25 protein-coding genes and 1 pseudogene are annotated in these 26439 nt (G+C 65.6%); 14 read left to right on the forward strand and 12 right to left on the reverse strand.

Annotated elements, in window-relative coordinates; all coding sequences use genetic code 11:
• Positions 1-667 precede the first annotated feature (667 nt).
• From OKW52_RS21065 to OKW52_RS21080, 4 genes are read right to left on the reverse strand one after another with little or no spacing between them, the layout of a single operon-like run.
• The gene (locus OKW52_RS21065) at positions 668-1297 is read right to left on the reverse strand and encodes a hypothetical protein (RefSeq protein ID WP_264507449.1); all 630 of its coding nucleotides are present in this window, start codon (positions 1295-1297) and stop codon (positions 668-670) included.
• Positions 1294-2610 carry an MATE family efflux transporter gene (locus OKW52_RS21070; RefSeq protein WP_264507450.1) on the reverse strand — a complete coding sequence of 439 codons (1317 nt, stop codon included), beginning with the start codon at positions 2608-2610 and terminating at the stop codon, positions 1294-1296. Before OKW52_RS21070 ends, OKW52_RS21065 begins: the two co-directional genes overlap by 4 nt.
• Positions 2607-3122, reverse strand: coding sequence for a PaaI family thioesterase (locus OKW52_RS21075; RefSeq protein WP_264507451.1), 516 nt, complete (start codon positions 3120-3122; stop codon positions 2607-2609). Before OKW52_RS21075 ends, OKW52_RS21070 begins: the two co-directional genes overlap by 4 nt.
• A complete protein-coding gene (locus OKW52_RS21080; RefSeq protein ID WP_264507452.1) occupies positions 3119-3574 on the reverse strand; it encodes a PaaI family thioesterase in 456 nt (151 codons plus the stop codon). The genes OKW52_RS21075 and OKW52_RS21080 overlap by 4 nt, the downstream gene beginning before the upstream one ends.
• Positions 3575-3786: 212 nt before the next feature.
• Here OKW52_RS21080 and OKW52_RS21085 point away from each other — a divergent pair, with 212 nt between their 5' ends.
• From OKW52_RS21085 to OKW52_RS21130, 10 genes are all read left to right on the forward strand, one after another.
• Positions 3787-4164, forward strand: a complete 378-nt coding sequence (locus OKW52_RS21085) for a MerR family transcriptional regulator (RefSeq protein WP_264507453.1) — start codon at positions 3787-3789, stop codon at positions 4162-4164.
• Positions 4165-4359: 195 nt separating this feature from the next.
• Positions 4360-4752, forward strand: a complete 393-nt coding sequence (locus OKW52_RS21090) for a MerR family transcriptional regulator (protein WP_264507454.1) — start codon at positions 4360-4362, stop codon at positions 4750-4752.
• Positions 4753-4821: 69 nt separating this feature from the next.
• Positions 4822-6600, forward strand: coding sequence for an acyl-CoA dehydrogenase C-terminal domain-containing protein (locus tag OKW52_RS21095; RefSeq protein WP_264507455.1), 1779 nt, complete (start codon positions 4822-4824; stop codon positions 6598-6600).
• A gap of 17 nt (positions 6601-6617) precedes the next feature.
• On the forward strand, positions 6618-7064 hold the full coding sequence (locus tag OKW52_RS21100; protein ID WP_264507456.1) for a GFA family protein: 447 nt from the start codon (positions 6618-6620) through the stop codon (positions 7062-7064).
• A complete protein-coding gene (locus tag OKW52_RS21105) occupies positions 7064-7276 on the forward strand; it encodes a hypothetical protein (RefSeq protein WP_127109372.1) in 213 nt (70 codons plus the stop codon). The genes OKW52_RS21100 and OKW52_RS21105 overlap by 1 nt, the downstream gene beginning before the upstream one ends.
• 31 nt (positions 7277-7307) lie before the next feature.
• Positions 7308-8462: an acyl-CoA dehydrogenase family protein gene (locus OKW52_RS21110; RefSeq protein WP_264507457.1), complete on the forward strand. Its 1155-nt coding sequence runs from the start codon at positions 7308-7310 to the stop codon at positions 8460-8462.
• A 355-nt stretch (positions 8463-8817) separates the two neighbouring features.
• A complete protein-coding gene (locus tag OKW52_RS21115; protein ID WP_264507458.1) occupies positions 8818-9456 on the forward strand; it encodes a glutathione S-transferase family protein in 639 nt (212 codons plus the stop codon).
• A 10-nt stretch (positions 9457-9466) separates the two neighbouring features.
• The gene (locus OKW52_RS21120; RefSeq protein WP_264507459.1) at positions 9467-10678 is read left to right on the forward strand and encodes an acetyl-CoA C-acetyltransferase; all 1212 of its coding nucleotides are present in this window, start codon (positions 9467-9469) and stop codon (positions 10676-10678) included.
• Positions 10679-10681: 3 nt separating this feature from the next.
• Positions 10682-11182 (forward strand): cupin domain-containing protein, encoded by a 501-nt coding sequence (locus tag OKW52_RS21125; RefSeq protein ID WP_264507460.1) that lies wholly within the window; start codon positions 10682-10684, stop codon positions 11180-11182.
• The gene (locus OKW52_RS21130) at positions 11179-13371 is read left to right on the forward strand and encodes a 3-hydroxyacyl-CoA dehydrogenase NAD-binding domain-containing protein (protein ID WP_264507461.1); all 2193 of its coding nucleotides are present in this window, start codon (positions 11179-11181) and stop codon (positions 13369-13371) included. The genes OKW52_RS21125 and OKW52_RS21130 overlap by 4 nt, the downstream gene beginning before the upstream one ends.
• 90 nt (positions 13372-13461) lie before the next feature.
• On the opposite strand, the gene OKW52_RS21135 is transcribed toward OKW52_RS21130, so the two are convergent.
• On the reverse strand, positions 13462-14127 hold the full coding sequence (locus OKW52_RS21135; RefSeq protein ID WP_264507462.1) for a Hint domain-containing protein: 666 nt from the start codon (positions 14125-14127) through the stop codon (positions 13462-13464).
• Between the two features lie 280 nt (positions 14128-14407).
• On the opposite strand from OKW52_RS21135, the gene OKW52_RS21140 reads away from it, so the two are divergent.
• The 3 genes from OKW52_RS21140 (at position 14408) to OKW52_RS21150 (ending at position 17135) form a co-directional block, all read left to right on the forward strand.
• Positions 14408-16030, forward strand: coding sequence for an AMP-binding protein (locus OKW52_RS21140; RefSeq protein WP_264507463.1), 1623 nt, complete (start codon positions 14408-14410; stop codon positions 16028-16030).
• A 245-nt stretch (positions 16031-16275) separates the two neighbouring features.
• Positions 16276-16569, forward strand: a complete 294-nt coding sequence (locus tag OKW52_RS21145; RefSeq protein WP_264507464.1) for a hypothetical protein — start codon at positions 16276-16278, stop codon at positions 16567-16569.
• On the forward strand, positions 16554-17135 hold the full coding sequence (locus tag OKW52_RS21150; RefSeq protein WP_264507465.1) for a hypothetical protein: 582 nt from the start codon (positions 16554-16556) through the stop codon (positions 17133-17135). Before OKW52_RS21145 ends, OKW52_RS21150 begins: the two co-directional genes overlap by 16 nt.
• Here OKW52_RS21150 and OKW52_RS21155 read toward each other — a convergent pair.
• The 7 genes and pseudogenes from OKW52_RS21155 to OKW52_RS21185 form a co-directional block, all read right to left on the reverse strand.
• The gene (locus OKW52_RS21155; protein ID WP_264507466.1) at positions 17132-18007 is read right to left on the reverse strand and encodes a serine hydrolase domain-containing protein; all 876 of its coding nucleotides are present in this window, start codon (positions 18005-18007) and stop codon (positions 17132-17134) included. The genes OKW52_RS21150 and OKW52_RS21155 overlap by 4 nt on opposite strands.
• A 72-nt stretch (positions 18008-18079) precedes the next feature.
• Entirely contained in the window at positions 18080-19159 is a 1080-nt protein-coding gene (locus OKW52_RS21160; protein ID WP_264507467.1) for an SPOR domain-containing protein, read from the reverse strand.
• 72 nt (positions 19160-19231) lie between these two features.
• The gene (gene upp, locus OKW52_RS21165; RefSeq protein ID WP_264507468.1) at positions 19232-19864 is read right to left on the reverse strand and encodes a uracil phosphoribosyltransferase; all 633 of its coding nucleotides are present in this window, start codon (positions 19862-19864) and stop codon (positions 19232-19234) included.
• Positions 19861-20859: an adenosine deaminase gene (locus OKW52_RS21170; protein ID WP_264507469.1), complete on the reverse strand. Its 999-nt coding sequence runs from the start codon at positions 20857-20859 to the stop codon at positions 19861-19863. Before OKW52_RS21170 ends, upp begins: the two co-directional genes overlap by 4 nt.
• Positions 20856-22067: a phosphopentomutase gene (locus OKW52_RS21175; protein ID WP_264507470.1), complete on the reverse strand. Its 1212-nt coding sequence runs from the start codon at positions 22065-22067 to the stop codon at positions 20856-20858. The genes OKW52_RS21170 and OKW52_RS21175 overlap by 4 nt, the downstream gene beginning before the upstream one ends.
• A complete protein-coding gene (locus OKW52_RS21180) occupies positions 22064-23365 on the reverse strand; it encodes a thymidine phosphorylase (RefSeq protein ID WP_264507471.1) in 1302 nt (433 codons plus the stop codon). The genes OKW52_RS21175 and OKW52_RS21180 overlap by 4 nt, the downstream gene beginning before the upstream one ends.
• Positions 23365-23756: pseudogene (locus tag OKW52_RS21185) on the reverse strand (cytidine deaminase). The gene OKW52_RS21180 and the pseudogene OKW52_RS21185 overlap by 1 nt, the downstream one beginning before the upstream one ends.
• A gap of 388 nt (positions 23757-24144) precedes the next feature.
• Here OKW52_RS21185 and OKW52_RS21190 point away from each other — a divergent pair.
• A complete protein-coding gene (locus OKW52_RS21190; RefSeq protein ID WP_264507472.1) occupies positions 24145-26436 on the forward strand; it encodes an NADP-dependent malic enzyme in 2292 nt (763 codons plus the stop codon).
• Positions 26437-26439: the final 3 nt, after the last annotated feature.

A 26439-nucleotide genomic window follows, 5' to 3' on the forward strand; every position in this document is an offset into this window, starting at 1 on the left:
ATCGGAAAACACCAAGTTTGACGAGTCAAAGCGACCTCTTTGGCAGTTTAAGGGGGCCGTCGCGGCGCTTGATTCTTGCACGCTCAAGGAGATCGCGAGCAGGGTCGATGCCGGCAGGGTCAGTCTCGCGCTCTGCGCGCCCGTACCGCGAAACGGACACCGCCGGCGCTTATTCAAAGCGCAGGGGGACTGGGCGGAGAGTGCGATCTCAACTTTCAGCCGAGTTGCAACACAATCGAGTGATTCCAATTCGCTAAGCGACGGGCAGGACGTCGCCGCTTGACGCCGGCCCTGACCTGACGCGCCACAATGCGGCAGCATGGGGCGGGCTTGGCGGGCATGGTTGCCGCCAAGGCAAAAGATCCTCGTTGCGGGATAAAGGGTGTCCGTCAGGGACACCGCCGCGAGGTTGGCACGGCAAGAATAAATGGCACTGCGCAGCTACTCTGATTTTTTCAGGATCGGCGCGACTTAATTGTTTCCTATTTCAGTCTTTTAAGAAGGCAAAATCTTAATTGTTCCGCAAACGTAACTAGCACCCTGATCCCAGCCCCGCAAAATCCCGACGCCTTTTTAGAAGATACGGTGAATAAGCGGGCGGATTGGGGGCGTCATTTCGGGCACCGAAAGCCCAGGAATGAGAGAGCGAGAACGCTCAGCGTCCCGCTCACCCCACCCTCGCCGCCACCCTGAGCGCGTGCGACGCATCCGCCGCCACCCCCGGCATCACCCGGTCATAGCAAGCGCGGATCACCGAAACGAACTCGGGGCGCAGGACGGTAAGGCCGTTTGCGCGGGCAAAGGGAGAGTGGGTGCGCAGGGCCCCGTCAGCCCAGAGCAGGATCACCTGCACCGCCTGCATCAACGCCAGATCGGCGGCGGGGATGTCGGCCATCGCGTCGTCCATGCGGATAAAGACGAAGGCGGCTTTGATGGTGCCCTCAGGGTCAAAGCGGAAGGCGCGGTACTGCGTGGCGTTTTGCGCCTTGAGCCGGGGCACCAGCGTGCCCAGCCCCTCGACCAGTTTGTCGAGATCGGGCACGGCCAGCAACTCGTCCCAGTCGCGAAAGAAGAACACCATCAGATTGGCGCCCAGTTCGGGGTCGTGTTCGGCCATCTTGTGACCCGACATGCCGACGACGGCCTCGATGGCGCCTTTGACCACGGGCAGCGTGGCGTCATCGGTGCCAAAGACGATGGGCACGATGGGCCGGCCCCAGCGCGCAAAGCGGTAGCTGCCATCGGCTTGGGTGAACAGGGCGGCGATCTGGTCTTGGGTCAGGGTGTCAGGTGTCATACGGCCAAGGAACGTGAAATCCGGGGGTAGAGCAGCGCCTGAGAGGCCCCGCGCGCGACGTTGAAGATCATCAGCGACAGCCAGAGCCCGTGATTGCCCATCCCCCATGTCGCAACCACCGCCGCGACATAGACGGCGGCGGCGAAGACAGCGGTGATCAGCATCTCACGCGTGAAGGTCGCGCCGATGAAGACGCCATCATACATCCACGCCGCGATGCCCAACAGGGGGGCGGCGACGACCCAGGGCAGGTAGTGGCGGGCCTCGGCGCGGACATCCTGCGCGGTGGTCATCATGTCGATGATCGCGGGGCCGGCAAGCGCGAAGACAGCCGCCATCAAGAGCGCTCCGGCAATGCCCCAGCCGAAGGTCAGGCGCACGGCACGGGCAAGGCGCGACCGGGCGCGGGCGCCGACGGCCTGCCCGACCAGCGTTTCGGCGGCGAAGGCGAAGCCGTCGAGCAGGTAGGCCATGAGCTCAAGGAATTGCAGCAGGATCTGGTTGGCGGCAATGGCAAGGTCGCCCCGGCCCGAGGACAGGAACACGAAGGCGGTAAAGCAGGCCTGCAGCAGCACCGAGCGCAGCATGATGTAGCTGTTGACCGAGGCCATGCGCCGCAGCCTGACGGCATCGAAGATGCGCGCGCCGGTGCGCACAAGGCCGTCGCGGCACAGATACAGCCCCCAGCACAGGCCGGACCATTCGGCGATGAGCGTGGCCGAGGCGACGCCTTCGACCCCCCAGCCGAGGCCGAGCACGAACCAGACATCCAGCGCGATATTCGCGCCGTTGGTGATCATCTGCAGGGCCATCACCGCGCGGGTGCGCTCCAGCGCGATCAGCCAGCCGGTGAGGGCGTACATGCCGATGGTGGCGGGCGCGCCCCAGATGCGGATGCGCAGATAGTCGGACGCAAGGGATTCGACCTGATCCGAGGCCGGGGCGAGCTGGAAGGCTGCCCAGAACAGCGGGATTTGCAGCGCGACCAGCGCCAGCCCGGCGGCACCGGCGATCAGCAGGCCGCGTTTGAGGATCGCGCCCGCTTCGTCCTTGTCGCCCGCGCCGTAAGCCTGCGCGGTCAGGCCGGTGGTGCCCATGCGCAGAAAGCCGAACATCCAGAACAGCACCGACAGGATCACCGCACCCAGACCGACCGCGCCGATGGGGGCGGCAAGCCCCAGCTGACCGATCACGGCGGTATCGACCAGCCCCAGCAGGGGCACGGTGACGTTCGCCGCGACGATCGGCAGCGCGATCTTGAGAACGCGGCGGTGGGTCAGCGGGATGATCGGGCCGTCGCTGGGGCCGTTCATTCAGGGCGGTCGCGGCTGGGGATCAGGAAATGCCCGGTGGCCTGGGCAAAGAGGCGCGCGCGGTTGTCCTGCCACGCCTCGACATGGACCGAGGCATAGCGCCGCCCCGAGCGGTTGACGCGGGCGCGGGCGTAGGCGTCGCGCGGCAGGCCCGAGCGCAGGTAATCCACGGTGAAGTCGATGGTCTTGGGCAGGCGCGGCAGATGTGCCGGGTCCAGCGCGCGCGGATCAAGCGCGCCTTTCTCCATATCTTCCCACAGCATCGACCAGCTGAGTTCCATCATCGCGGTGATTTCCAGAAAGGCCGAGGTCACGCCGCCGTGGATCGCGGGCAGGAACGGGTTGCCGATCAGCTTTTCGTCAAAGGGCAGGATGGCGGTCAGCTCGTCCCCCCGGCGGTCAAACTGGATGCCCAGAAACCGCAGGTACGGAATGCCGCCGACCAGCGTGCGCAGGGCCTTGTCACGGCGTTCCTTGACGATCTGGACGGGTTCGGGCGCGGGACGGGTCATTGCGCGCCCTCCGCATTCTTGGCGCTGTCGCGGGCCTTGGTGGCGCTCTCCATGGTGAACGCACCGGACGCGGTGGCGACCGGCAGCCCCTCGTCCTCGTCATGCGCGGTGGCGCGGACAAAGGCGACGGTGCGGGTGGCGTGGAAGCATTCGGCGCGGGCGGTGATGCGCTGGCCGGGCTTGGCGGCGCGCATGTAGTCGATGCGCAAATCCAGCGTCGCCGTGCCGCGCGCGCCGGGATAGGACATCACCGCCGCGCCGCAGCAGGTGTCCATCAGCGCCGACACCGCCCCGCCCGCGATCACGCCGGTGGCCGGATCGCCGATCAGCGCCTCGTCATAGGGCATCGAAATCTCGGCCTTGCCGTCACCGATGGATTCCAGCCGCATGTTCAGGGCGCGGGAATGAGGGATCGCCTCGATGAAACGCTGGGCGGGGCTGATGTCGGTCATCGCAAGTCCTGCTGGTTCCGGGCGTTGCTGCCCCGTTCCCACAGGCATCGCGCAAAAGCGGCGGGCAAGGCAAGTCCTCACGCGGGGAAACGCGGTGCAGCGGTCTGCCGGGCGACAGTTATTGCACATGTGTGGTGTTGCGCGGTTGCGCCCGAACGGTGCGCGACTTACGCTAAGGTAACGTGATCGGCGTGGAGGCCATTGGGCGGGTGATGAGCGAGACGAAACTGTCGTTCAAAGAGATGTGTGCGCGGTTCGAGGTCACCCCGAGAACCCTGCGCTATTACGAATACATCGAGCTGCTCACGCCCGAAAAGGACGGTCGCAACCGGTCCTATGGCCCGCGCGAAGTGGCGCGCATGACGCTGATCTTGCGGGGCAGGCGCTTTGGTTTCGCCCTTGAAGAGCTGCGTCAATGGCTGCTGATCTACGATCAGAACGGCACCAAATCGCAGCTGTTGGCCTTTGTGACGATGGCCGACCGTCAGCTGGGCGAACTGGCGCGCCAGCGCGAGGAGCTGGCCGTGACCATCGACGATCTGAAGTCCCTGCGCGAAGAAGCCTCGCGTCTGGCCGACACCGAGAGCTGAGGGCCGATTCGCGCTCTGGTTGCCGATTACGTGCCAATTCACCTGAAGTGCCCTCGCGTCACCTGAACCTGACGTCAACGTCATCCTGTGACGCAGCGTCGTGAGTTACGTTAACGTCAAGATTGCTTCACCCTGCACAAACTTGCGCTATGTGAGTCTGTGTCGGAGCCGATCTCCGGCGCTGCGAGGTGATGTATGGACCAGGACTTGATGACCATCCGGCAGATGTGCGAGGCGTTCGACGTGACGCCCCGGACGCTGCGCTTTTATGAAGCCAAGGAATTGATCACCCCTCTGCGAGAGGGCCAGAAGCGTCTGTACACCCGCCGCGACCGGGGTCGGTTGAAGCTGATCCTGCGCGGCAAGCGCTTTGGCTTTGCGCTGGAAGAGATGCGCCAGCTGTTGAACCTCTACGACCGGGGCGACCAGAAGGGCGAACAGCTCAAGCGCACCGTTGTCGCCGCGCGCGAGCGTCTGGCGCAGATGGAACAGCAACGCGACGAATTGACCGAAGCGATCGACGAGCTGCGCGCGCAGCTTGAATCGGGCGCTGAAAAACTTGCCGAATTCCGCCAGGCGGCTGAATAAGCCCCGGCCCCGGAACCCGCCAACCAACTGCCAGCGAGCCTCGCGCCCGCAGCCGACAGGGAGAGAAAGATGCCCCGCTATACCGCCCCCGTGAAAGACATGCAGTTCATCCTGCACGATATGCTCAAGGCCACGGATACCGGCATTCCCGGCTATTCCGACCTCGACCGCGAGTTTACCGCGGCGATCCTTGAAGAAGCGGGCAAGCTGGCCGAGGGCGTTCTGGCCCCGCTGAACGCTGTCGGCGACACCGAGGGCTGCCGGTTGGAAAACGGCGTGGTCTACACGCCGACCGGCTTCAAGGACGCGTTCGAGCAGTTGAAAGAGGGCGGTTGGAACGGGCTGGATCTGCCCGAGGAATACGGCGGCCAGAACCTGCCCTATGTCGTCGGCACGGCCGTCGGGGAAGTCTTCGTGTCGGCCAACATGGCCTTCAACATGTATCAGGGCCTGACCCATGGCGCGATCAACGCGATCCTTGCCGCCGCCTCGGACGAGCTGAAACAGACCTATCTGCCCAAGATGATCTCGATGGAGTGGACAGGCACGATGAACCTGACCGAGCCGCATTGCGGCACCGATCTGGGTCTGATCCGCACCAAGGCCGATCCGCAGGACGATGGCAGCTACAAGATCACCGGGCAGAAGATCTTCATCTCGGCCGGCGATCACGACATGGCCGACAACGTCATCCATCTGGTGCTGGCCAAGGCACCGGGCGGTGGTGCGGGCACCAAGGGGATCAGCCTGTTCATCGTGCCCAAGATCATGGTGAACGAGGACGGCAGCCTTGGGGCGCGCAATGGCGTGTCGGTCGGCAAGATCGAAGAGAAGATGGGCATCCACGGCAACGCCACCTGCGTCATGAACTATGACGAGGCCACCGGCTATCTGGTCGGCGACCTGCACAAGGGTCTGCGCGCGATGTTCGTGATGATGAACGAGGCGCGTCTGGGCGTGGGCCTGCAGGGCTATGCGCAGGCCGAGGCCGCCTATCAGAACGCCGTCGACTATGCCCGCGACCGCCTGCAGGGCCGCGCGGTGACGGGGGTTGAGAACCCGGACGGCAACGCCGATCCGCTGATCGTGCACCCCGACATCCGCCGCATGCTGATGGACCAGAAATCCTTCGTCGAAGGCGCGCGCGCCTTCACCTTCTGGGGCGCGCATCTGATCGACCGCGCGCACCGTCTGGGCGACAAGGACGCCGAGGGGCTGATCTCGCTGCTGACCCCGGTGATCAAGGGCTTCCAGACCGACGTCGGCTTTGCCATGACGGTGCAGGCGCAGCAGGTCTACGGCGGCCACGGCTATATCGAAGAGCAGGGCATGTCCCAATTCGCCCGCGATGCGCGGATCGCGATGATCTACGAAGGCGCCAACGGCGTGCAGGCGCTGGACCTTGTGGGCCGCAAGCTGGCGGCTGAGGGTGGCAAACCGGCGATGGCCTTCTTTGAGATGGTGAAGACCTTCATCAAGGAAAACGAGGGCAACGAAGCGCTGAAAGAGCCCTTCCTGGAGCCGCTGAAAGCGGCCTCCAAGGATCTGCAGGCGGCGATGATGTACTTCATGCAGCAAGGCATGAAGAACCCCAACGCGGCGCTGGCCGGTTCGACCGACTTCATGCACATGTTCGGCCATGTCTGCCTGGGGCTGATGTGGGCGATGATGGGCAAAGCCTCGGCTCAGGCCTTGCAGGATGGCACGTCAGACGCCACGTTCCACGAGACGAAGCTGACAACCGGCCGCTACTATATGGCCCGGCAACTGCCCGCGACCGGCATGCACCTTGCGCGCATCCAGTCGGGCGCAGAGCCGGTGATGGCACTGGCCGCCGAAAACTTCTGATCCCCGGGAGGGACGCCGTGACCAAGGGCTTTACCGACCATCCCGCGTTCCGTGGCGGCTGCCAGTGCGGCGCCGTCCGCTACGCGGTTGCGGCAGGCCCGGCCAAGGACAGCGTCTGCCATTGCCGGATGTGCCAGCGCGCCACCGGCAATGCCTTCGCGCCCCTGGTCGAGGTCAAGGCCGACCGCGTGAGATGGGAGGGGACGCCCCGGGAATGGGCGTCTTCAACGGTTGCGTGGCGCGGGTTCTGCGCCACCTGCGGCACGCCGCTCTATTACCGCAGCGGCGACAGCATCGAACTGATGGCGGGCACACTGGCCCCCGGCACGGGTTTTGCGCCGGTCTCTAACACCAGCGTCGAATCGCGCGTCGACTGGTTGCCCAGCCTGACCGGGCCGGGGCACGAGACCAGCCCTGCCCTGATCGCCAAGGTTCAGAGCTTTCAAGCGCCCGAGGAGGGATGATGCCCAAACGCCTGCGCCTGACCCGCCGTTTTCCCGTCGCGATGAGCGAAGACGGCTATCGCCGCCTCAAGCGCTTCGCCGCCGAAGCGGGGCTGGACGAGGGCGAGGCGCTGTCATTCCTGTTCGAGCATTTCGACAGCGTGACCCATTCGGAAAACCTGTCGCACCGGCTGCGGCTGTTCAATTCCGAGCTGGAATCCCGAAAGAAATAACCATGCCACGGCCTTGGGAGGGGCCTTGCCTATGACATTTCCGCTGATGCCCTCAGGCTGGATGAGCGACGAGCACAAGATGCTCGCCGAGATGACGCGCGGCTTCATCACCGAGAAATGGGCACCCCAGTTTGACACATGGCGCAAACAGGGCGAGATGGACCGCTCGACCTGGGCCGAGGCGGGCGCGATGGGGCTGCTCTGCGCCTCGATCCCCGAGGAATACGGCGGCGCGGGTGGCGATTTCGGCCATGAAGCGGTGATCCTGATGGAAGCGGCGCGGGTCAATCTGGCCAGCTGGGGTCAGGGCATCCATTCGGGGATCGTCGCGCATTACATCCTGCACTATGGCACCGAAGAGCAAAAACAGCGCTGGCTGCCGAAAATGGCGACCGGTGAGCTGGTCGGGGCGCTGGCAATGACCGAGCCCTCGGGCGGCTCGGACGTACAAAACCTGAAAACCCGCGCGGTGCGCGAGGGCAATGTGTACCGGCTGAGCGGGTCGAAGACCTTTATCACCAACGGCCAGCATGCCAATCTGATCATCGTCGCGGCCAAGACCGACCCCAACGCGCGCTCAAAGGGCATGTCGCTGATGGTCGTTGAGACCGACAGCGCCGAGGGTTTCACCCGCGGGCGCAATCTGGACAAGATCGGGCTGAAGGCGGGCGATACGTCCGAGTTGTTCTTCGACAACGTGCCGGTGCCGCCCGAAAATGTGCTGGGCGGGGCCGAGGGTCAGGGCTTTTACCAGATGATGAAGCAGCTGCCGCAGGAACGGCTGATCATCGGCTGCGGCGCGGTCGGCGCGATCGAGGGCGCGGTGGAGATGACCATTGCCTATTGCAAGGAACGCGAGGCCTTCGGCCAGCCGATCATCAACTTCCAGAACACCCGCTTCAAACTGGCCGAGTGCAAGACCAACGCCGTCGTCGCGCGCAGCTTTCTGGACCGCTGCATCGAGGCGCATCTGAAGGGTGAGCTGACGGTCGAGATGGCGGCGATGTCGAAATACTGGCTGTCGGACCTGCAATGCCAGGTGCTGGACGAATGCGTGCAGCTGCATGGCGGCTACGGCTTCATGCAGGACTACGCGGTGGCCGAGATGTGGACCGATGCGCGGGTGCAGCGGATCTATGGCGGCACGAACGAGATCATGAAGGAACTGATCGGGAGGTCGCTGTGACGGCTCCCACCCGTAGGGCACACGATCACGGATCGTGCCCCGCCCGTTGGGCCGGGGTGCGAGGGGCTGCTCGCCCCTCGCGCTCCCTCGCCAAAGGGGGCGCACGCGCCCCCTTTGGAAACCCCCGTGCGTATTTGGGGCAAGATGAAAAGCGCACACCCCTCCCCGCCTGTGCCAGAAGCTCTCGGGCGGGTCGGGGTGGCTTCACCTTGCACGGTCATCGGCTCGCCAGCCTGTACCGTGACGCCAGTATCGGGCGGAAAAGGTTAACAATTCCTGACCGCGCCTTTTCATCTTGCTTCAAATACGCCCTTTTCACCGCTTCCACCCTCACCCCGCCTGAAAGGAAAGCGCCATGACGGCACAGCTCTATTGCTTCGGCGAATCCGGGAATTCCTACAAAGCCGCGCTGACCATGGCGCTGTCCGGCTATGACTGGACCCCGCGCTATGTCGATTTCTTCGGCGGCGAGACCCGCACGCCCGAATACCGTGCGCTCAACGTCATGGGTGAGGCGCCGCTGCTGGTCGAGGGCGATCTGGTGCTCAGCCAGTCGGGCGCGATCCAGCTGCATGTGGCCAAGGCGACGGCCAAGCTGGGCGGTGCCCAGGGCGAGCAGGAGGAAGTCCTGCGCTGGATCCTGTGGGACAACCACAAGCTCAGCAGCCCGGCCGGGATGACCCGCTTCCTGGCGAATTTCCTGCCCGAGGACAAGCGCCCCAAGGACGTCATCGCCTTCACCCAGGCGCGGCTCAAGGCCGCTTATGCCACGCTGAACACCCATCTGGAGGGGCGCGACTGGATCGTGGGCAGCGACGTCACCATCGCCGACACCGCCTGCTGTGGCTATCTCTATTACCCGGAACCGTTCGGCTTTGACCGGGCGGACTGGCCGAATATCGACCGTTGGCTGAGCGGCCTCGCTGCCCTGCCCGGTTGGAAGCACCCGTATGACATGATGCCCGGCTCGCCTGCCGACCGGGCCCAGGCCTGAGGAGACCACCATGACCGAAGCCTATATCTATGACGCTGCCCGCACCGTCCGCGGCAAGGGCCGCAAGGATGGCAGCCTGCACGAAGTCACCGCCGCGCGCCTGTCCGCCGTTGCCTTGAACGCGATCAAGGAGCGCAACAATCTGGACACCCGCGCCATCGAGGATGTCATCTGGGGTAACGTGACCCAGATCGGCGAGCAGGGTGCCTGCCTTGCGCGCACGGCTGTGCTGGCCTCGGATTACGCCGAAAGCGTTCCGGGCGTCAGCGTGAACCGCTTCTGCGCGTCAGGGCTTGAGGCCGTCAACATGGCCGCCAACCAGATCCGGGGTGGCTCGGGCATGGCTTATGTCGCCGGTGGCGTCGAGTGCATGAGCCGGGTGCCGATGGGCACGGATGGTGGCGCGATTGCTGTCGATCCGCAGATCGCCTTCGACAATTACTTCGTCCCGCAGGGCATCAGCGCCGATATCATTGCCACGAAATACGGCTTCACCCGCGACATGGCCGACGCCATGGCCGTCGAGAGCCAGAAGCGCGCCGCCGCCGCCTGGGCTGCCGGGTACTTCAACAAGACCGTGGTGCCGGTCAAGGATGTCAACGGCTTGACCATCCTTGACCATGACGAGTTCATGCGCCCGCAGACCGACATGCAGAGCCTTGGCGCGCTGAAGCCCAGCTTCAAGGACATGGGCGAGGTGATGCCCGGCTTCGACAAGATCGCGCTGATGAAATACCCCGAGCTGGAGCGGGTGAACCACATCCACCACGCCGGCAACTCGTCGGGGATCGTCGATGGCGCTGCCGCCATTCTGATCGGCAACAAGGAGTTTGGCGAGAAATACGGCCTGATCCCGCGCGCCCGCATCCGCGCCACGGCCAAGATCGGCACCGATCCGACGATTATGCTGACCGGCCCGGTGCCGGTGACCGAAAAGATCCTGCGCGAAAGCGGCATGTCGATCGAGGACATTGATCTCTTCGAGGTCAACGAGGCCTTCGCCGCCGTGGTGCTGCGCTTTGAGCAGGCGTTCAACGTCGACCACAGCAAGGTCAACGTGAACGGCGGCTCGATTGCGATGGGTCACCCGCTGGGCGCGACCGGCGCGATCATTCTGGGCACGCTGCTGGATGAGCTGGAGCGCACCGGCAAGGGCACCGGTCTGGCGACGCTGTGCATCGGCTCGGGCATGGGTGCGGCCACGATCATCGAGCGGATGTAAACCATGCCGAAGATCGACCTCAGCACGCTGACCCTGCGGACGGGCTCGATTTACCCCGAGCCTTACGCGGGCCAGATGGCCGGGCGCTCGTCGCACCGGCTGGGGCAAGCGGCGGGCCTGACGCAGTTTGGCGTGAACATCGTCTATCTTGAGCCCGGTGGCGTGGCGTCACTGCGCCACTGGCACCTGAACGAGGACGAGTTCGCCATGGTGCTGACCGGCGAGCTGATCCTGTCCGAGGATACCGGCGAGACGGTGATGCACCCCGGCGACTGTGCGGCGTGGAAGGCGGGCGAGCCGGTGGGCCATCGCTTCGTCAACCGCACCGATGCGCAGGCCAGTTTCCTCGTCGTGGGCTCGAAAGCCCCGCGCGAGGTGGCGACATACACCGAGGTCGATTTCAAACTCATCATCGAGGGCAACCAGCCCCGTTATACCTATCACGACGGCAGCGACTGGGCGGGACACCGTGACCTCGCGCCGCAAGGAGGAACCGACGAATGACCGAATTCCATTATGCCGTGGACGCCGACGGCGTTGCCACCATCACCTGGGATCTGCCGGGCAAGTCGATGAACGTCATGACCATGCCCGGTCTGCAACAGCTGGAAGCCGCCATTGACAAGGCGCTGGCTGACGATGCCGTCAAGGGTGTGATCCTGACCAGCGCCAAGGCCGATTTTGCCGGCGGGATGGACCTGAACCTGCTGGCCGAGCTGCGCGGCACGATTGAGGGCAACGCCGCCCAAAGCCTGTTCGACGGGATCATGGGCATGCACCATCTGTCGCGCAAGATCGAGCGCGCGGGCATGGACCCCAAGACGCTGAAGGGCGGCAAGCCGATTGTCGCCGCCCTGCCCGGCACCGCTATGGGCATCGGGCTGGAGTTGCCGCTGGCCTGTCACCGCATCATCGCGGCGGACAATCCGCGCGCGCAGATCGGCCTGCCTGAGATCAAGGTCGGCCTGTTCCCGGGCGGCGGGGGCACGACCCGTCTGGCGTGGAAGCTGGGGGCGATGGCGGCGGCTCCGCTGCTGCTGGAGGGCAAGACGCTGGCTCCGGCCAAGGCGAAATCGGCCGGTATCATTGACGAGGTTGTGCCCGCCGATCAGCTGATGGCGCGGGCGAAAGAGTGGGTTCTGGGCGCGAAAGACGCCGATCTGGTCAAGCCCTGGGACACCAAGGGCTACAAGATCCCCGGCGGCGCGCCCTATTCCGCGCCGGGCTTTCCCACCTTCGTGGGGGCCTCGGTCATGGTTCATGCAAACACATGGGGCGTGTACCCTGCGGCCAAGGCGCTGCTGAGTGCGGTCTATGAGGGCATGCAGGTGCCCTTCGACACCGCGCTCAAGATTGAGGCGCGCTGGTTCACGCATGTGCTGCTGGACCCGTCCTCCAGCGCGATGATCCGCAGTCTGTTCGTCAACAAAGGCGCGCTGGAGAAGGGCGCGAACCGTCCCGAGGTGCCTGACGAGAAGGTCACCAAGGTCGGCGTGCTGGGTGCGGGCATGATGGGTGCCGGTATCGCTTATGTCAGCGCGCTGGCGGGTATTCAGGTGGTGCTGCTGGATGCGGCGCTTGAGTCGGCGGAAAAGGGCAAAGCCTATTCCGAGGGCCTGCTGGACAAGGGCATGAAGCGCGGCAAGGTCACCGAGGACAAGAAAGCCAAGGTGCTGGGCCTGATCAAGACCACCGCCGATTACGCGGATCTTGAGGGCTGCGATCTGATCGTCGAAGCCGTGTTCGAAGACCCCGGCGTCAAGGCCGACGTGACCGCCAAGGCCGAGGCCGTGATCCCCGAGACGGCGATCTTTGCCTCGAACACCTCGACCCTGCCGATCACCAGTCTGGCAGCGGCGTCAAAACGGCCCGAACAGTTCATCGGCATCCACTTCTTCAGCCCGGTCGACAAGATGCTGCTGGTCGAGATCATCAAGGGGGCCAAGACCGGCGACCGCGCGGTGGCCAAGGCGCTGGATTTCGTGCGCCAGATCCGCAAGACGCCGATCGTGGTGAACGACGCGCGCTTCTTCTACGCCAACCGCTGCATCATCCCCTATATCAACGAAGGGATGCGTCTGGCCGCCGAGGGCACGCCGCTGCCGATGGTCGATCATGCGGCCAAGCTGCTGGGTTTCCCGGTGGGGCCGATCACGCTGGTCGATGAGACCTCGCTCGATCTGGGGGCCAAGATCGCCAAGGCGACCAAGGCGGCGATGGGCAATGATTATCCCGATGATGCCGTCGACGAGGTGGTGTTCTGGATGGTCGATCAAGGCCGCTACGGGCGCAAATCCAAGTCCGGGTTCTTTGACTATGATGACAGCGGCAAGCGGCAGGGCTACTGGCCCGGGTTCGCGGCGAAGTACCCGGTCAAGGACGGCGCCGAGCTGGAAGAGGTGCAGAACCGTCTGATGATGGCGCAGGTGCTGGAAGCAGTGCGCGCACTGGAAGAGGGCGTGCTGGAAGACATCCGCGAGGGTGACGTGGGCGCGATTCTGGGCTGGGGCTTTGCGCCGTGGTCGGGTGGCCCGTTCGGCTGGCTGGACATCATCGGCGCGGCGAAAGCGGTCGAGATCTGCGACGCGCTGGAAGCCAAGTTCGGCGCGCGGTTCAAGTGCCCGGCCTTGCTGCGCGACATGGCGGCCAAGGGCCAGACCTTTTACGGCGCGAAAGCGGTCAAGGTCGCCTGACCACTGACCACTGACGGCTGAACGACAGAACGCCCGCCCCCTGACCGGGGCGGGCGTTTTGCATGGGATCGCGCAAGGCAGTACCGGGGATCAGCCGGTCGTGTGCATCGCGGCCACCAGACAGCGGCCCTGCGTTTCGGTCAGGCACCGATAGGGACTGATGTCACCCATCGTCACCGTCGCTGCGCTGGCTGTCGGGCGGTGGCCATTGCGGCACTGCACCAGCAGCGTGCCATTGGCATAGACCACCTCATCATCGGCGAATTCCAGCGTGACAATCGTCATCTCGCGCGCCGGGGCGGTGCGGGTGACGCCCTTGTACCCGTCCAGAGCCCCCGCAGGCACAAGGGTGAAGGCATCGCCAAAGAGATCCTCGCCCGCGTCGGATTCGATCAGCACGGGCTGGTCGGCCAGCAACAGCATCGCGGTGCGGTTGCCCAGCGCACCGGCGGGCAGATGCAGCGGCCACAGCCCGGTCGGTGCGGCAGCCGCCGCTGTCCATAGCGTGCTGACACGTACCGACTTGAGCGGCCGCATCCCGTTGTCAAAGGTCACCACCCGGTCACCGGGCTGCAGATCCTCGACCGGTTGCCAGCCCAGTTCGGTGGCGACCAGCGTTCCCGCGATCAACCCCTCGGCCAGCGCCCCCGTCTCGTGCCAGCTTTGCGTCGGCACCTGACCTGCTGCTGCCTGTTCGGACCAGACGTTGCCGCGATCGGCAAACGAATAGGGGACAAAACATCCCTGGCCCAGCATACCACCCACCCAATTGTGCAACATTCCATTGTCCTTTCGCGAACACGACACCGCGTTCCATGGCCTCATATGGACCGCGAGAAATGGCAAAGACTGGGACCAAATATGGTTAATCTGCGAATTTTACACGGAATTGGCGACTTATTATGCCTCATTTCGCCGGCCTGAGGCCTCTGCCCCGTGCCAATGCATTGCCCGTGCGTTGCCCCCCTTTCCGCCGCCGTGAACAGAGGTCACTATACCCCCTAACGCGAGACGATCAGCACGGGGGGAATGCGCGATGGGATGGTTGGCAGACGAGACGGGGCTGGAGAAATGTTCAGCAAATTACGTGCCTTTGACGCCGCTGTCGCATCTGCGCCGGGCGGCGGATATCTTTGCCAACCGCGAGGCGCTGGTCTATGGCACCCAGCGCTGGAGCTATACGCAATACGTCGAGCGGGTGACGCGGCTGGCCTCGGGTCTGGCGAAACTGGGGGTTGCGCCGGGTCAGGTTGTGTCGGTGCTGCTGCCCAACGTGCCGTCGCATGCCGAGGCGCATTTCGCCGTGCCCGCCTGCGGCGCGATTCTCAACTCGATCAACACGCGGCTCGATCTGGACACGGTCGCCTATATCCTTGAGCACAGCGGCTGCAAGGTGGCGCTGGTGGACAGTTCGCTGATCGAGCTGGTCGAGCGCGCGGCGATGGTCATCGGCGGCGGGCCGAAAATTGTCGAGGTGCCCGATGCGCAGGCTGGTATCCCGGCGACCGGGCGGCATCTGGTTTATGAGGACGTCATTGCCTCGGGCGATCCGTCGTTCGACTGGATCATGCCACAGGACGAATGGGAATCGCTGGCGCTGAACTATACCAGCGGCACGACCGGGCGGCCCAAGGGCGTGGTGTACCACCACCGCGGCGCGTATCTGAGCACCATGGCGCAGCCGATCAGCTGGCGCATGGTGCTGTACCCGCGCTATCTGACCATCGTGCCGATGTTCCACTGCAACGCGTGGTGCCATCCGTGGATGATCCCGCTGATGGGCGGCGCGATCATCTGCCTGCGCGACATCACCGCCAAGGGGGTCTATCAGGCCGTCGCCGTTGAAAAGGCCACGCATTTTGGCGGCGCGCCGATCGTGCTCAACACCATCGTTGCCGCCAAGGAGGAGGACCGCCTCCCCTTCGACCATATCGTCGAGGTGTTCACGGCAGGGGCCCCGCCCCCGGCTGCAACCCTGGCCGCGATCGAACCCTTGGGCTTCAACGTCACGCAGGTTTACGGCCTGACCGAGACCTACGGCCCGGCCACGGAATGCACTTGGCATGAGGGGTTCGATGCGCTGCCACAGGCCGACCGGGCGGCGGTCAAGGCGCGCACCGGGGTGCTGATGCCATTCATGGAAGAGATCACCGTGCTGGATGACACAATGGCCCCCGTCGCGCGCGATACCGTGGCGCTGGGGGAAATCATGCACCGGGGCAATGGCGTGATGAAGGGCTATTTCCGCAATCCCGAGGCCACGGCAGAGGCGTTCAAGGGCGGCTATTTTCATTCCGGCGACATCGCGTTCCGATATGATGACGGCTATATCAAGATCGCTGACCGCTCGAAGGACATCATCATCTCGGGCGGCGAAAACGTCAGTTCGGTCGAGGTCGAGGGCGCGCTGGCCCATCATGCGGCGGTGTCGCTGTGCGCCGTGGTTGCCAAGCCTGACGACAAATGGGGCGAGGTTCCCTGCGCCTTTGTCGAGCTGAAAGAGGGCGCACAGGCCACCGAGGCCGAGCTGATCGCCTTTTGCCGCGAGCGGCTGGCCGGGTTCAAGACGCCCAAGCGGGTGATTTTCCACGAGTTGCCCAAGACATCGACCGGGAAGATCCAGAAGTTCGAGTTGCGCGCGTTGGCCAAAACCTTGTGACGCTCTGGCTCTGGCGCGACTGTGCTGGCTGCGGTAGCATGAGCGCGACCCAAAGAACAAAAACCGGGCGGCAGTTGAGGCAATGACGGCGCTTGAAAAATACGCCCGGCTCGAAGGGCCGGGTGTCTGGCGGGCAGGCCCCGAGGCGCAGCGACGTGATGTCGTTGTCGCGCTGGGTGACTCGAGCCTTGTGATCTCGGATCTCGCGCTCGGGCCACGCGCTCAGCCATTGGTCGTTGCCTGCCGTGTACCGCCAGAACCGCGGCGTGCGCCCGGCGGTCTATTCCCCGCTCAGCGATGACGACGACGAAACGCTCGAACTGGAAGATCCGCTGCTGATCGAAGCGCTGGAAACGATCCGCGCCGCGCTCAGCCCCAAGCCGCCGCTGCGCTGGTTGCGGCTGGGGCTGACGGCGGGTGTGGTGGTTGTGGTGCTGGCCGGGTTCCTGTGGCTGCCCGCCGTGCTGGTCAACCGCACCGCCGCCATCATCCCCCCGCCGCGCGCGCCGAGATCGGGCGGATGGTGCTGGACGGGTTGACGATCAGCGCCTCGACCGAACGGATCTGCGCCGATCCCGAGGGCCGTCAGGCGATGGCAACGCTGCGCAACCGGGTGCTGGGAAGCGACTGGCGCGTGGCGGTTGTGGCCGGTGTGGCGGGCGCACAGGCGGCGCATCTGCCGGGTCGGGTGATCGTGCTGGGCGAGGCGCTGATCGCGCGGCTCGACAGCCCCGAGGCGCTGGCGGGCTGGATGGTCGCCGAGGCACAAGCGCGCGCGACCTCGGACCCGCTGCTGGATGTGCTGGACTACGCTGGCACCCGCGCGACGCTGGCGCTGCTGACCACGGGCGAGTTGCCCGAGGGCTCGGTGCGCGACTACGCGCGGCGGCGCATCGCGCGCACCCCTGCCCTGCCCGATGCCGAAGCCCTGGGCAGCTGGCTGGACGGGATTGGCATCTCCTCGACCCCTTATGCGCTGTCCCTGCCCGCCGACCGCTCGGCTCTGTCGCAGGCGCTGGCCGATCGCCCCATGGTCGAGCGCATCCCCTCCCCGCTGCTCAGCGATGGCGAATGGCTGACCTTGCAGGCGATCTGCGCGAACTAGGGCGACACGGCGCGGTCGCTGGCGGCGTGTTCGGCGATGCCCTCTTGCGGGCCGGTGGTGAAGCTGGCGACGGTGGCGGGTATCTCCAGATCGGGGAAGTGATAGACCGCGTTGACGCTGAACGGCCCGCCGCCGCTGTGCCCGATGGCGCGGCCAGCAGCGCCCATGCGCCCGCTCATCAGCCCCAAAGCATAGCCACACTCTGTCCATGGTCTGCCGGGCAGCGCGCCGCCCAAGGGATGCGTGACCAGCATCTGCGTCAGCGATGACGGGCTGAGCAGCGTGCCGGTGAACAGCCCGTGCAACAGGCGGGCCGCGTCGGCAGCGGTGCCGATCAGGCAGCCGTGATAGACCCAGCCGGGGTGATAGTGCTGTGCCTGTTGCCAGTGGACGTGGGCGAACTGGTCGCGGGTTTCGGCGAGCCGGGCGCTGTGCAGCCCCAGCGGTTCGGCGATCCGGGTGTGAAAGAGCGTGGCGAAAGACTGGCCGCTGGCGGTCTCGATGGCCGCGCGCGCCAGCAGGTAGCCGAGGTTGGAATACGACCAGCCCGCGCCCGGCGCAAAAAGCCTTCCTTGGGCGAGGGTGTCGCGGATCAGGCGGTCGCGGGGCCACGGGTCTTCATTGCGCGCCACGGCCTGACGGTAGGCAGGCAGCGTGAAGTAGTCGGGCATCCCGGCGGTATGCGTCAGCAACTGGCGCAAGGTGACGTCAAGCACCGGCGCGTCGAGGTCGAGCGCGCCCTCCTCAGCCAGCGACAGGGCGGTGACCGCCAGCGCGGTCTTGGTGAAGCTCCAGTACGGGAAGATCTGCGCATCGCCGCGGTCAGGCGTGCCGTCCCGCCCAAAGATCGCGCTGGTGAAGACGGCGGACATCGGCGCTTCCCTGTCAGGCATAGAAAAATCGCGCCGCAGGCACGGCGCGATTGTTGTCGTGTCGGTCAGCGATCAGCGGACGTAGGCGTCCGAATAGCCCATGGCGCGGGCAGCACCGAGGGCGGCGCTCAGTTCCGCCTGGCTGTTGAACGGACCGGCCAGCACCACCTGCAGGCTGCGACCGCCCGAGGCCGCGTTGCCGCGTGCCACCGGCAGACCCTGCGCTTGCAGCCGCGCGATGGCGGCCTGCGCGTTCGAGGCGACACCGTAGGTGCCGATCTGCACGAAGCGACCGTTGCTCATGCCGCCCGACGTGGCAGCGCGCACCGGGGCGCGGTCGATCTCAGCCGTGGTGCCCATGGTCGATACCGTGGCGCGGGGCGCGCGGGTCGAGGGGATCACCGTGCCACGCGGCTCGGATGCGCCTTGCAGATAGGGCTGGGGCCAGCGCGGCGCGTAAGGACGCGGCAGCATGTAGACGTTGTTGTTATGCGCCGGATAGGGGTTCGCGCCATCCCACGGTTCCCAGACGTTGCCACGCGGCGATTGCTCGCGCAGGGCGTCGGCCGGGTGCTGGGCCTGCGGGCCGCAGCGCAGCGGCAGGTTCGGCAGTGCGGGCGACGGCACGGCGTACATCTGGCTGTGGGGCGAATAGTTGGTGCAGGGCGACGGGCCGGTGCGGTCGTAATGGCTCCAGCGGGTGTCGAGGCCCGATTGCGCCTGATACACGCGCGCCTCAGGCACCGGGGCGGCCTGAACGCGGACGCGCGGGGTTTCCGGGGCGACCGAATAGGGCCGGCGGGTGCGCGGTGCTTCTGCGACCATTGCCGGACGCGGCGTGGCGCGCACGGGTGCAGCGGCGGTGACAGTCACAGGGGCAGGCATCGGCGCGGCGGCGACCTGAGCGGCCCCCGTGGCGGCGGTCGGTGCGAAGCCACACATCGGGCGGCGGTCATCACCATAGCGCGGCACCCATGTGGTCGCGCCGTTAAAGCCCGCGCGGATGAACACGCAACCGGCGGAATCCACATATTGAGACTGATCATAGCTTGCCGGTGGCATCTCGGCGGGCGTGCGCCCGGTCTGAGCATTGGCCGACCCGGCTGCAACCATAGCGATCAAGGCAGCAGTCGAAACAAATTTGGCAACCATAATGAACCCCCTGTTACCTTTGACAGAAGGATGCCTTGCCGATTCTGCGAGAGTAAAGCCTTATCTTTCCCGTTACTTGGTGCCGAACATACGATCTCCGGCGTCTCCCAGACCCGGCACAATGTAGCCATGGTCGTTCAGATGATCATCCAGTGCGGCGGTCACAATGCGGACATCGGGGTGGGCCTCGTGCATGCGCTTGACGCCTTCGGGGGCGGCGAGCAGGCACAGGAAGATCACATTCTGCGCGCCCTGCGCCTTGATCAGATCAACCGCTGCCACCGAGGAATTGCCCGTCGCCAGCATCGGATCGACGACGATGGTCCAGCGTTCAGCCAGATCGGCGGGCAGTTTGCAGTAATATTGCACCGGGGTCAGCGTTTCGGGATCGCGGTAGAGGCCGACAAACCCGACCCGCGCCGCCGGAACCAGTTCCAGAATACCGTCCAGCAGCCCGTTGCCCGCCCGCAGGATCGAGATCAGCGCCAGCTTGCGCCCCTCGAGCATGGGCGCGTCCATCGCGCAGACCGGGGTCTGGATCTTGACGCTGGTCAGCGGCAGATCGCGCGTGACCTCATAGGCCAGCAGCATCGAAATCTCGCGCAGGAGCTGGCGGAATTTCGAGGTCGATGTCTCCTGATCCCGCATGATCGAGAGCTTGTGCTGCACCAGCGGGTGGGTAACGACGGTCAGGTGTTCGGTCATGCGCGGCCCTCAAGGATCTGGAGTATGCGTGCGCGCGTCGCCTCGTCGCAGAACGCGGCATTTGCGGCGTCCCGGTTGATGGCGCGGAAATCGTCCTCTGTCCACCCAAAGGCGCGGGCAAGCGTTTCGTATTCCTGCGTCAGCGTGGTGCGGAAGAAGGGCGGATCGTCGGTGGAGATGGTCACCTTGACCTCACGCTCGCGCAGCCGGTCGATGGGGTGCTTGTCAAAGCTGGGATAGACGCCGAGGAAGACGTTCGAGCCGGGGCAGACCTCAAGCACGGTCCCTTGCTCGGCCAACTGATCGACCAGCGCCAGATCTTCGATGGCGCGGACGCCGTGGCCGATGCGCTCGACCTTCAGATGGTCCAGCGCGTCGCGCACACTTTCGGGTCCGCCCCATTCGCCGGCATGGGCGGTCAGGCGCAGACCGGCCTCGCGCGCGCAGTCGAAGGCCCAGGTGAAGTCCTTGGGGTGAAACTGTTTTTCGTCGCCCGCAAGGCCAAAGCCAGTCAGGAAATCGCTTTTGGTTTCCGCCGCACAAAGCGCCGTCGCGCGCGACTGATCCGGACCGAAATGGCGGATCGCGGTGACGATGCCTTTCAGCGTGATGCCCATCGTTTTCTGCGCCTCAAGGGCGGCTTCCTCGATGGCCAGCAGGTATTCGCGCCATGCCGTCACATCGCCAACGCCGCAGAAATCGGGGGACAGGAAGGTCTCGGCATAGACGACACCGTCCTTGGCGCGGTCTTCGAGCACGGCGAGGGTCAGGCGGCGGAAGTCTTCGGGGCTTTGCAGGGTGGTGCAGGCAGCCTCGTAGACCTCAAGAAAATGCCAGAAATCGCGGTAGGCATAGCCGCCATCGGGCGTGAAAATCTTGGCGATGTCGATGTGTTTCTCTTTCGCCAGCCCCCGGATAAAGGCCGGCGGTGCCGCGCCCTCGAAATGCAGGTGCAGCTCGACCTTGGGCAGGGCCGGATCAATCTTTTCGCTCATAGGAAACTCCGTCCGGGGCCGGTTTCAGACAGGCCGAGGTGGGTGGCGACCGAGGCGGCGACGTCGACAAAGGCGCACAGGCCGATCTCGCCCTGCCCTGCCCCGGCAACCAGCACCGGCACGCGCTCGCGCGTGTGGTCGGTGCCGGACCAGGTGGGGTCGTTGCCGTGGTCGGCGGTGAAAAGGGCAATGTCGCCGGGTTTGAGGCGACTGAGGAAGTCGGCGGCGGCCAGATCGAAGGTTTCCAGCGCGCGGGCATAGCCCGACACATCGCGCGGGTGGCCGTAAAGGCTGTCGAACTCGACGAGGTTGCAGAAGGTCAGCGCACCGTCTTCGGCCTGATCCGCCAGCCGCAGGAGGTGCTGCACCAGATCGGCGTCGCTCTTGCCCTTGTGCAGCTGGCTGACACCCCGGTGCGAGAAAATATCGCCAATCTTGCCAATGGCATGCACCACGCGCCCGTCGGCCTGCGCCCAGTCCATCAGCGCCGGTTTCGGCGGCTCGATGGCATAGTCCCGGCGGTTCGAGGTGCGCTTGAACGCGCCCTCAGCGCCCGTGAAGGGCCGGGCGATGACCCTGCCAACACGGCGGGAATGCAGCAGCGGCGCAAGGTCGGCGCACAGCATGAGCAGACGCTCCAGCCCGAACGCCTCTTCATGGGCGGCGATCTGGAACACGCTGTCGGCCGAGGTGTAGCAGATCGGCCAGCCGGTCCGCAGATGCTCGGCCCCCAGTTCGTTCATGATGGCGATGCCGGAAGCGTGGCAGTTGCCCAGAATGCCTTCGGTTCCGGCAAGGCGGCAGACCTCGGCCACCAGCGCGTCGTCGAAAGCGGGGGTCGCGTCGGGGAAATAGGTCCAGTCCCACGGCACCGGGACGCCTGACAGCTCCCAATGGCCGGACGGAGTGTCCTTGCCCCGGCTCACCTCGGTCGCGGCACCCCAACGGCCCTGCGGCTGCGCGCCCAGACCGGGCGCTTGCAGTCCCGAGGCCAGCGATATCACCCGGCCAAGGCCCAGCGCGTAAAGCGTCGGCAGGTTCAGCATCCCGCTGCGCCCGTCTTCGGCGCGGCCCTCGGCGCAGGCCTGTGCGATATGGCCCAGCGTGTTGGCACCGGTATCGGGGCGGGTGTCATTGAAGAACTGATCGGCATCGGGCGCACCGCCGCAGCCAACGGAATCCAGCACGACGATGAAAGCGCGGCTCATGCGATGCGCTCCTGTATCAGCGGCACGGAGGCAGGCATATCGCCCAGATGATACGCGGCCTGCAAGGCGGCAATCGCGGCATCGGCGGCAGCATCGCTGGCGGCATGGACGCGGGCGAGCGGGGCACCGGGGCCGACCTGCGCGCCGGGTGCGGCCAGCGCCGAAAAGCCCACACTGGGGTCAAGGACATCGCCGCCCTTGAGCCGCCCGCCGCCCAGATGCACCACCGCCATGCCGACCGCGCGGGTGTCGATGCGGGCGATGGTGCCCGACCGGGGCGCGGGGACGTCACGGATCACCGGGGCGGTGGGCAGATGGGTCGCGTAGTGTTCCACCAGATCAGCCGGACCGCCCTGCGCCTCGATCATCTCGCCGAAACGGTCTGCCGCCGCGCCGCTGTCCAGCGCCGCGCGGATCTTGGCCGCGCCCGCCTCGGCGTCGGGGGCGAGTCTGGCAACGCTCAGGATCTCACCGCCCAGCGCGCAGGTCAGATCGACAAGCCGCGCGGTGGGGGCCTTGCCGGTCAGGGTATCGAGAACCTCGGCCACCTCCAGCGCGTTGCCGGCGGTCAGGCCCAGCGGGCGGTCCATGTCGGTGATCAGCGCGGTGGTCTTGCAGCCCGCGCCATTCGCGGTATCGACCAGCGAGCGGGCCAGAGCCCGCGCTTGCTCGGCATCCGGCAGGAAGGCGCCCGAACCGCTTTTGACATCCAGCACCAGCACGCCCAGCCCTGCCGCCAGCTTCTTGGACAGGATCGAGGCGGTGATCAGATCAAGGCTTTCCACCGTGCCGGTGACATCGCGGATCGCGTAGAGCCGCTTGTCGGCAGGCGCGATGCGCGACGACGCGCTGACAATCGCGCACCGGGTGTCGCGCATCAGGGCGCGCAGGCGCGGCTCGCTCACATTGACGTTGAAACCGGGGATGGCTTCCAGCTTGTCCAGCGTGCCGCCGGTGTGACCCAGTCCGCGGCCCGAGACCATCGGCACATAGGCCCCGCAACAGGCCAGCGCGGGGGCCAGCAGCAGCGAGATGGAATCGCCCACCCCGCCGGTGGAATGCTTGTCCACCACCGGGCCGGGCAGATCCCAGCGCAGCACATCGCCCGAGTCGCGCATGGCGCGGGTCAGCGCGACACGCGCGTCCTCGCTCAACCCCTTTAGCAGCACGGCCATGGCAAAGGCCCCGGCCTGCGCGTCGGTCACAGCGCCATCGGCCAGCCCGCGCGCGAACCACGCCATGCCCTCAGCCGTGGCGCGCCCGTCGCGCGTGGCCTCGATGACCGCGCGCGCATCCATCACGCACGGTCCATATGCGATGCGCTGAATGCGCCGGGCAACAGATCGGCCACCGTCATGGTCAGCGACGCACCATCGAGCGTGGCCATGATCACCTTGACCTCGGGCGCGGCGAATTCCTTCAGCTTCTGCCGGCACCCGCCGCAGGGTGTGGTCGGCTCGGCCGAATCCGCCACCACGACGATCTCGGCAATTGCCGTATCCCCCCCGCAATCATCGCCGCAATCGCCCCGGCTTCGGCGCAGGTTCCCTCAGGATAGGCAACGTTTTCAACGTTGCAGCCCCGATAGACAGCCCCCGACCCGGCACGGATCGCCGCCCCGACGCGAAACTTGGAATAGGGGGCATAGGCGTTCTTCTGAACGGCAAGAGCAGCTTCGAGCAAGGACATCTGACACCCCAAAGAATTGACCATTTGATCGAGCTTTACCCAGCACGAAGGGGGATGCAAGCGATACCACCGGACCTCGGCCGCGTTTGACAGAGCCACCATGTCGCGCCCAGAGTGGGGCGCTGCCCGACCGCAAGACCGCGCGACTTGCCGAAATCCGTGGTATCTGGCTGCGTGTAACCCAAGGATGCAGAAGGGATGAAACGGACACGCCCTGCGACCACCCTGCGGTGCCTTGTGTGCCGCCCGTCGCGCGCACGCTGCGCGCAGGGTGGTTCGCTGTGGCTATGCCACCCCTGCAACCCGGCCTTGCCTGCACGATCACAGACCCGGCACTGGCGTTTTGAGAAAAATGGTTTAAGGCTGAACCACATTCGAGGAGGGACTCATGACCGACGCACACAAGGACGACGTCAAGCAGGCAGCACGGCAAGCGGCGCTGTTTTATCACGAGTTTCCGAGCCCCGGAAAACTGGAAATCCGCGCCACCAAGCCGCTGGCCAATGGCCGCGATCTGAGCCGCGCCTATTCGCCCGGCGTGGCCGAGGCCTGCCTTGAAATCAAGGCGGATCCCACCGCTGCCGCCCGCTACACGATCCGCAGCAATCTGGTCGGCGTGGTCACCAATGGCACCGCCGTGCTGGGTCTGGGCAACATCGGCGCGCTGGCCTCCAAGCCGGTGATGGAGGGCAAGGCGGTCCTGTTCAAGAAGTTCGCCAACATCGACTGCTTCGACATCGAACTGAACGAACCCGACCCGTACAAGCTGGCCGATATCGTCTGCGCGCTGGAGCCGACCTTTGGGGCGATCAACCTTGAAGACATCAAGGCACCCGATTGTTTCATCGTTGAACGAATTTGCCGCGAGCGCATGGGCATCCCGGTTTTCCACGACGATCAGCACGGCACGGCGATTGTTGTGGGCGCTGCTGCGGTCAACGCGTTGCGCCTGACCAATCGCGCGGCGGAAGACATCAAGGTGGTGTCGACCGGCGGCGGGGCGGCGGGGATCGCCTGCCTGAACATGCTGCTGAAACTGGGGGTAAAGCGCGAAAACGTCTGGCTGTGCGACATTCACGGGCTGGTCTATGAGGGCCGCGCGCAGGACATGAACCCCGAGAAAGCCGCCTTCGCGCAGCCCAGCGCCTTTCGCGATCTGGCCGAGGTAATCGACGGGGCGGATCTGTTTCTGGGGCTGTCGGGACCGGGGGTGCTCAAGCCCGAGATGGTCGCGCGGATGGCCAAGGACCCGATCATCTTCGCGCTGGCCAACCCGACGCCGGAAATCATGCCCGATGAAGTCGAAGCCGTCGCGCCCGGCGCGATCATGGCGACGGGCCGGTCGGATTATCCCAACCAGGTCAATAACGTGCTGTGTTTCCCGTTCATCTTCCGCGGCGCGCTGGATGTCGGCGCGACGATGATCAATGACGAGATGGAGATCGCCTGTGTCGAAGGCATCGCCAAGCTGGCCCGCGCCACGACCTCGGCCGAGGCGGCGGCGGCGTATCAGGGCGAGAAGCTGACTTTCGGCAGCGAGTACCTGATCCCCAAACCGTTTGACCCGCGCCTGATGGGCGTTGTCGCCAGTTCGGTGGCCAAGGCTGCCATGGAAACCGGCGTCGCGACGCGCCCGATCGAGGATCTGGCGGCCTACAAGCAGAAACTGGACCAGTCGGTGTTCCGCTCGGCCCTGCTGATGCGCCCGGTGTTCGAGGCCGCGCGCAGCGCCGCCCGCCGTCTGGTGTTCGCCGAGGGCGAGGATGAGCGCATCCTGCGCGCCGCTCAGGCGGTGCTGGAAGAAACCACCGAAGTGCCGATCCTGATCGGTCGCCCCGAGGTGATCGAGCGGCGCTGCGAGCGTTTCGGCCTGCCGATCCGGCCCGGCATCGACTTTCAGGTGGTGAACCCTGAAAACGACCCGCGCTATCGCGACTATTGGGAAACGTATTACACCCTGATGGCGCGCAGCGGCGTCACGCCGGACACCGCACGCGCCATTCTGCGCACCAATTCGACCGCCATTGGCGCGATCATGGTTCACCGGAACGAAGCCGACAGCCTGATCTGCGGCGCCATCGGGCAATACTCGTGGCACCTGAACTACGTGCGGCAAGTGCTGGCCCGCGACGGGCTGCGCCCCACCGGCGCGCTGAGCCTGATGATCCAGCCCGAAGGTCCGCTGTTCATCGCCGACACGCAGGTGAACCCCGAACCGACCGCGCAACAGGTGGCGGATTCCGTGCTGGGGGCCGCGCGTCATGCCCGCCGCTTTGGCGTCACGCCCAAGGTTGCGCTGTGCTCACACTCGCAATTCGGCACGCTGGACACGGCCTCAGGGCGCTGCATGCGCGAGGCGCTGGCCATTCTGGACCAGATGGGCCTTGATTTTGAATACGAAGGCGAAATGCACGTCGATTCCGCCCTGGACCCGGCGGTGCGCGAGCGGATCATGCCGAATTCGCGCATGGAAGGTCCGGCGAATATTCTGGTCTTCGCCAACACCGACGCCGCGAGCGCAGTGCGCAACACGCTCAAGACACGCGGCAGCGCGCTTGAGGTGGGGCCGATCCTGATGGGCATGGGCAACCGCGCCCATATCGTCACCCCTTCGATCACGGCGCGCGGGCTGCTGAACGTTGCCGCCATCGCCGGAACGCCCGTTTCGCAATACGGGTAACAC

This window comes from Pararhodobacter zhoushanensis (assembly GCF_025949695.1).
Classification (GTDB): domain Bacteria; phylum Pseudomonadota; class Alphaproteobacteria; order Rhodobacterales; family Rhodobacteraceae; genus Pararhodobacter; species Pararhodobacter zhoushanensis_A.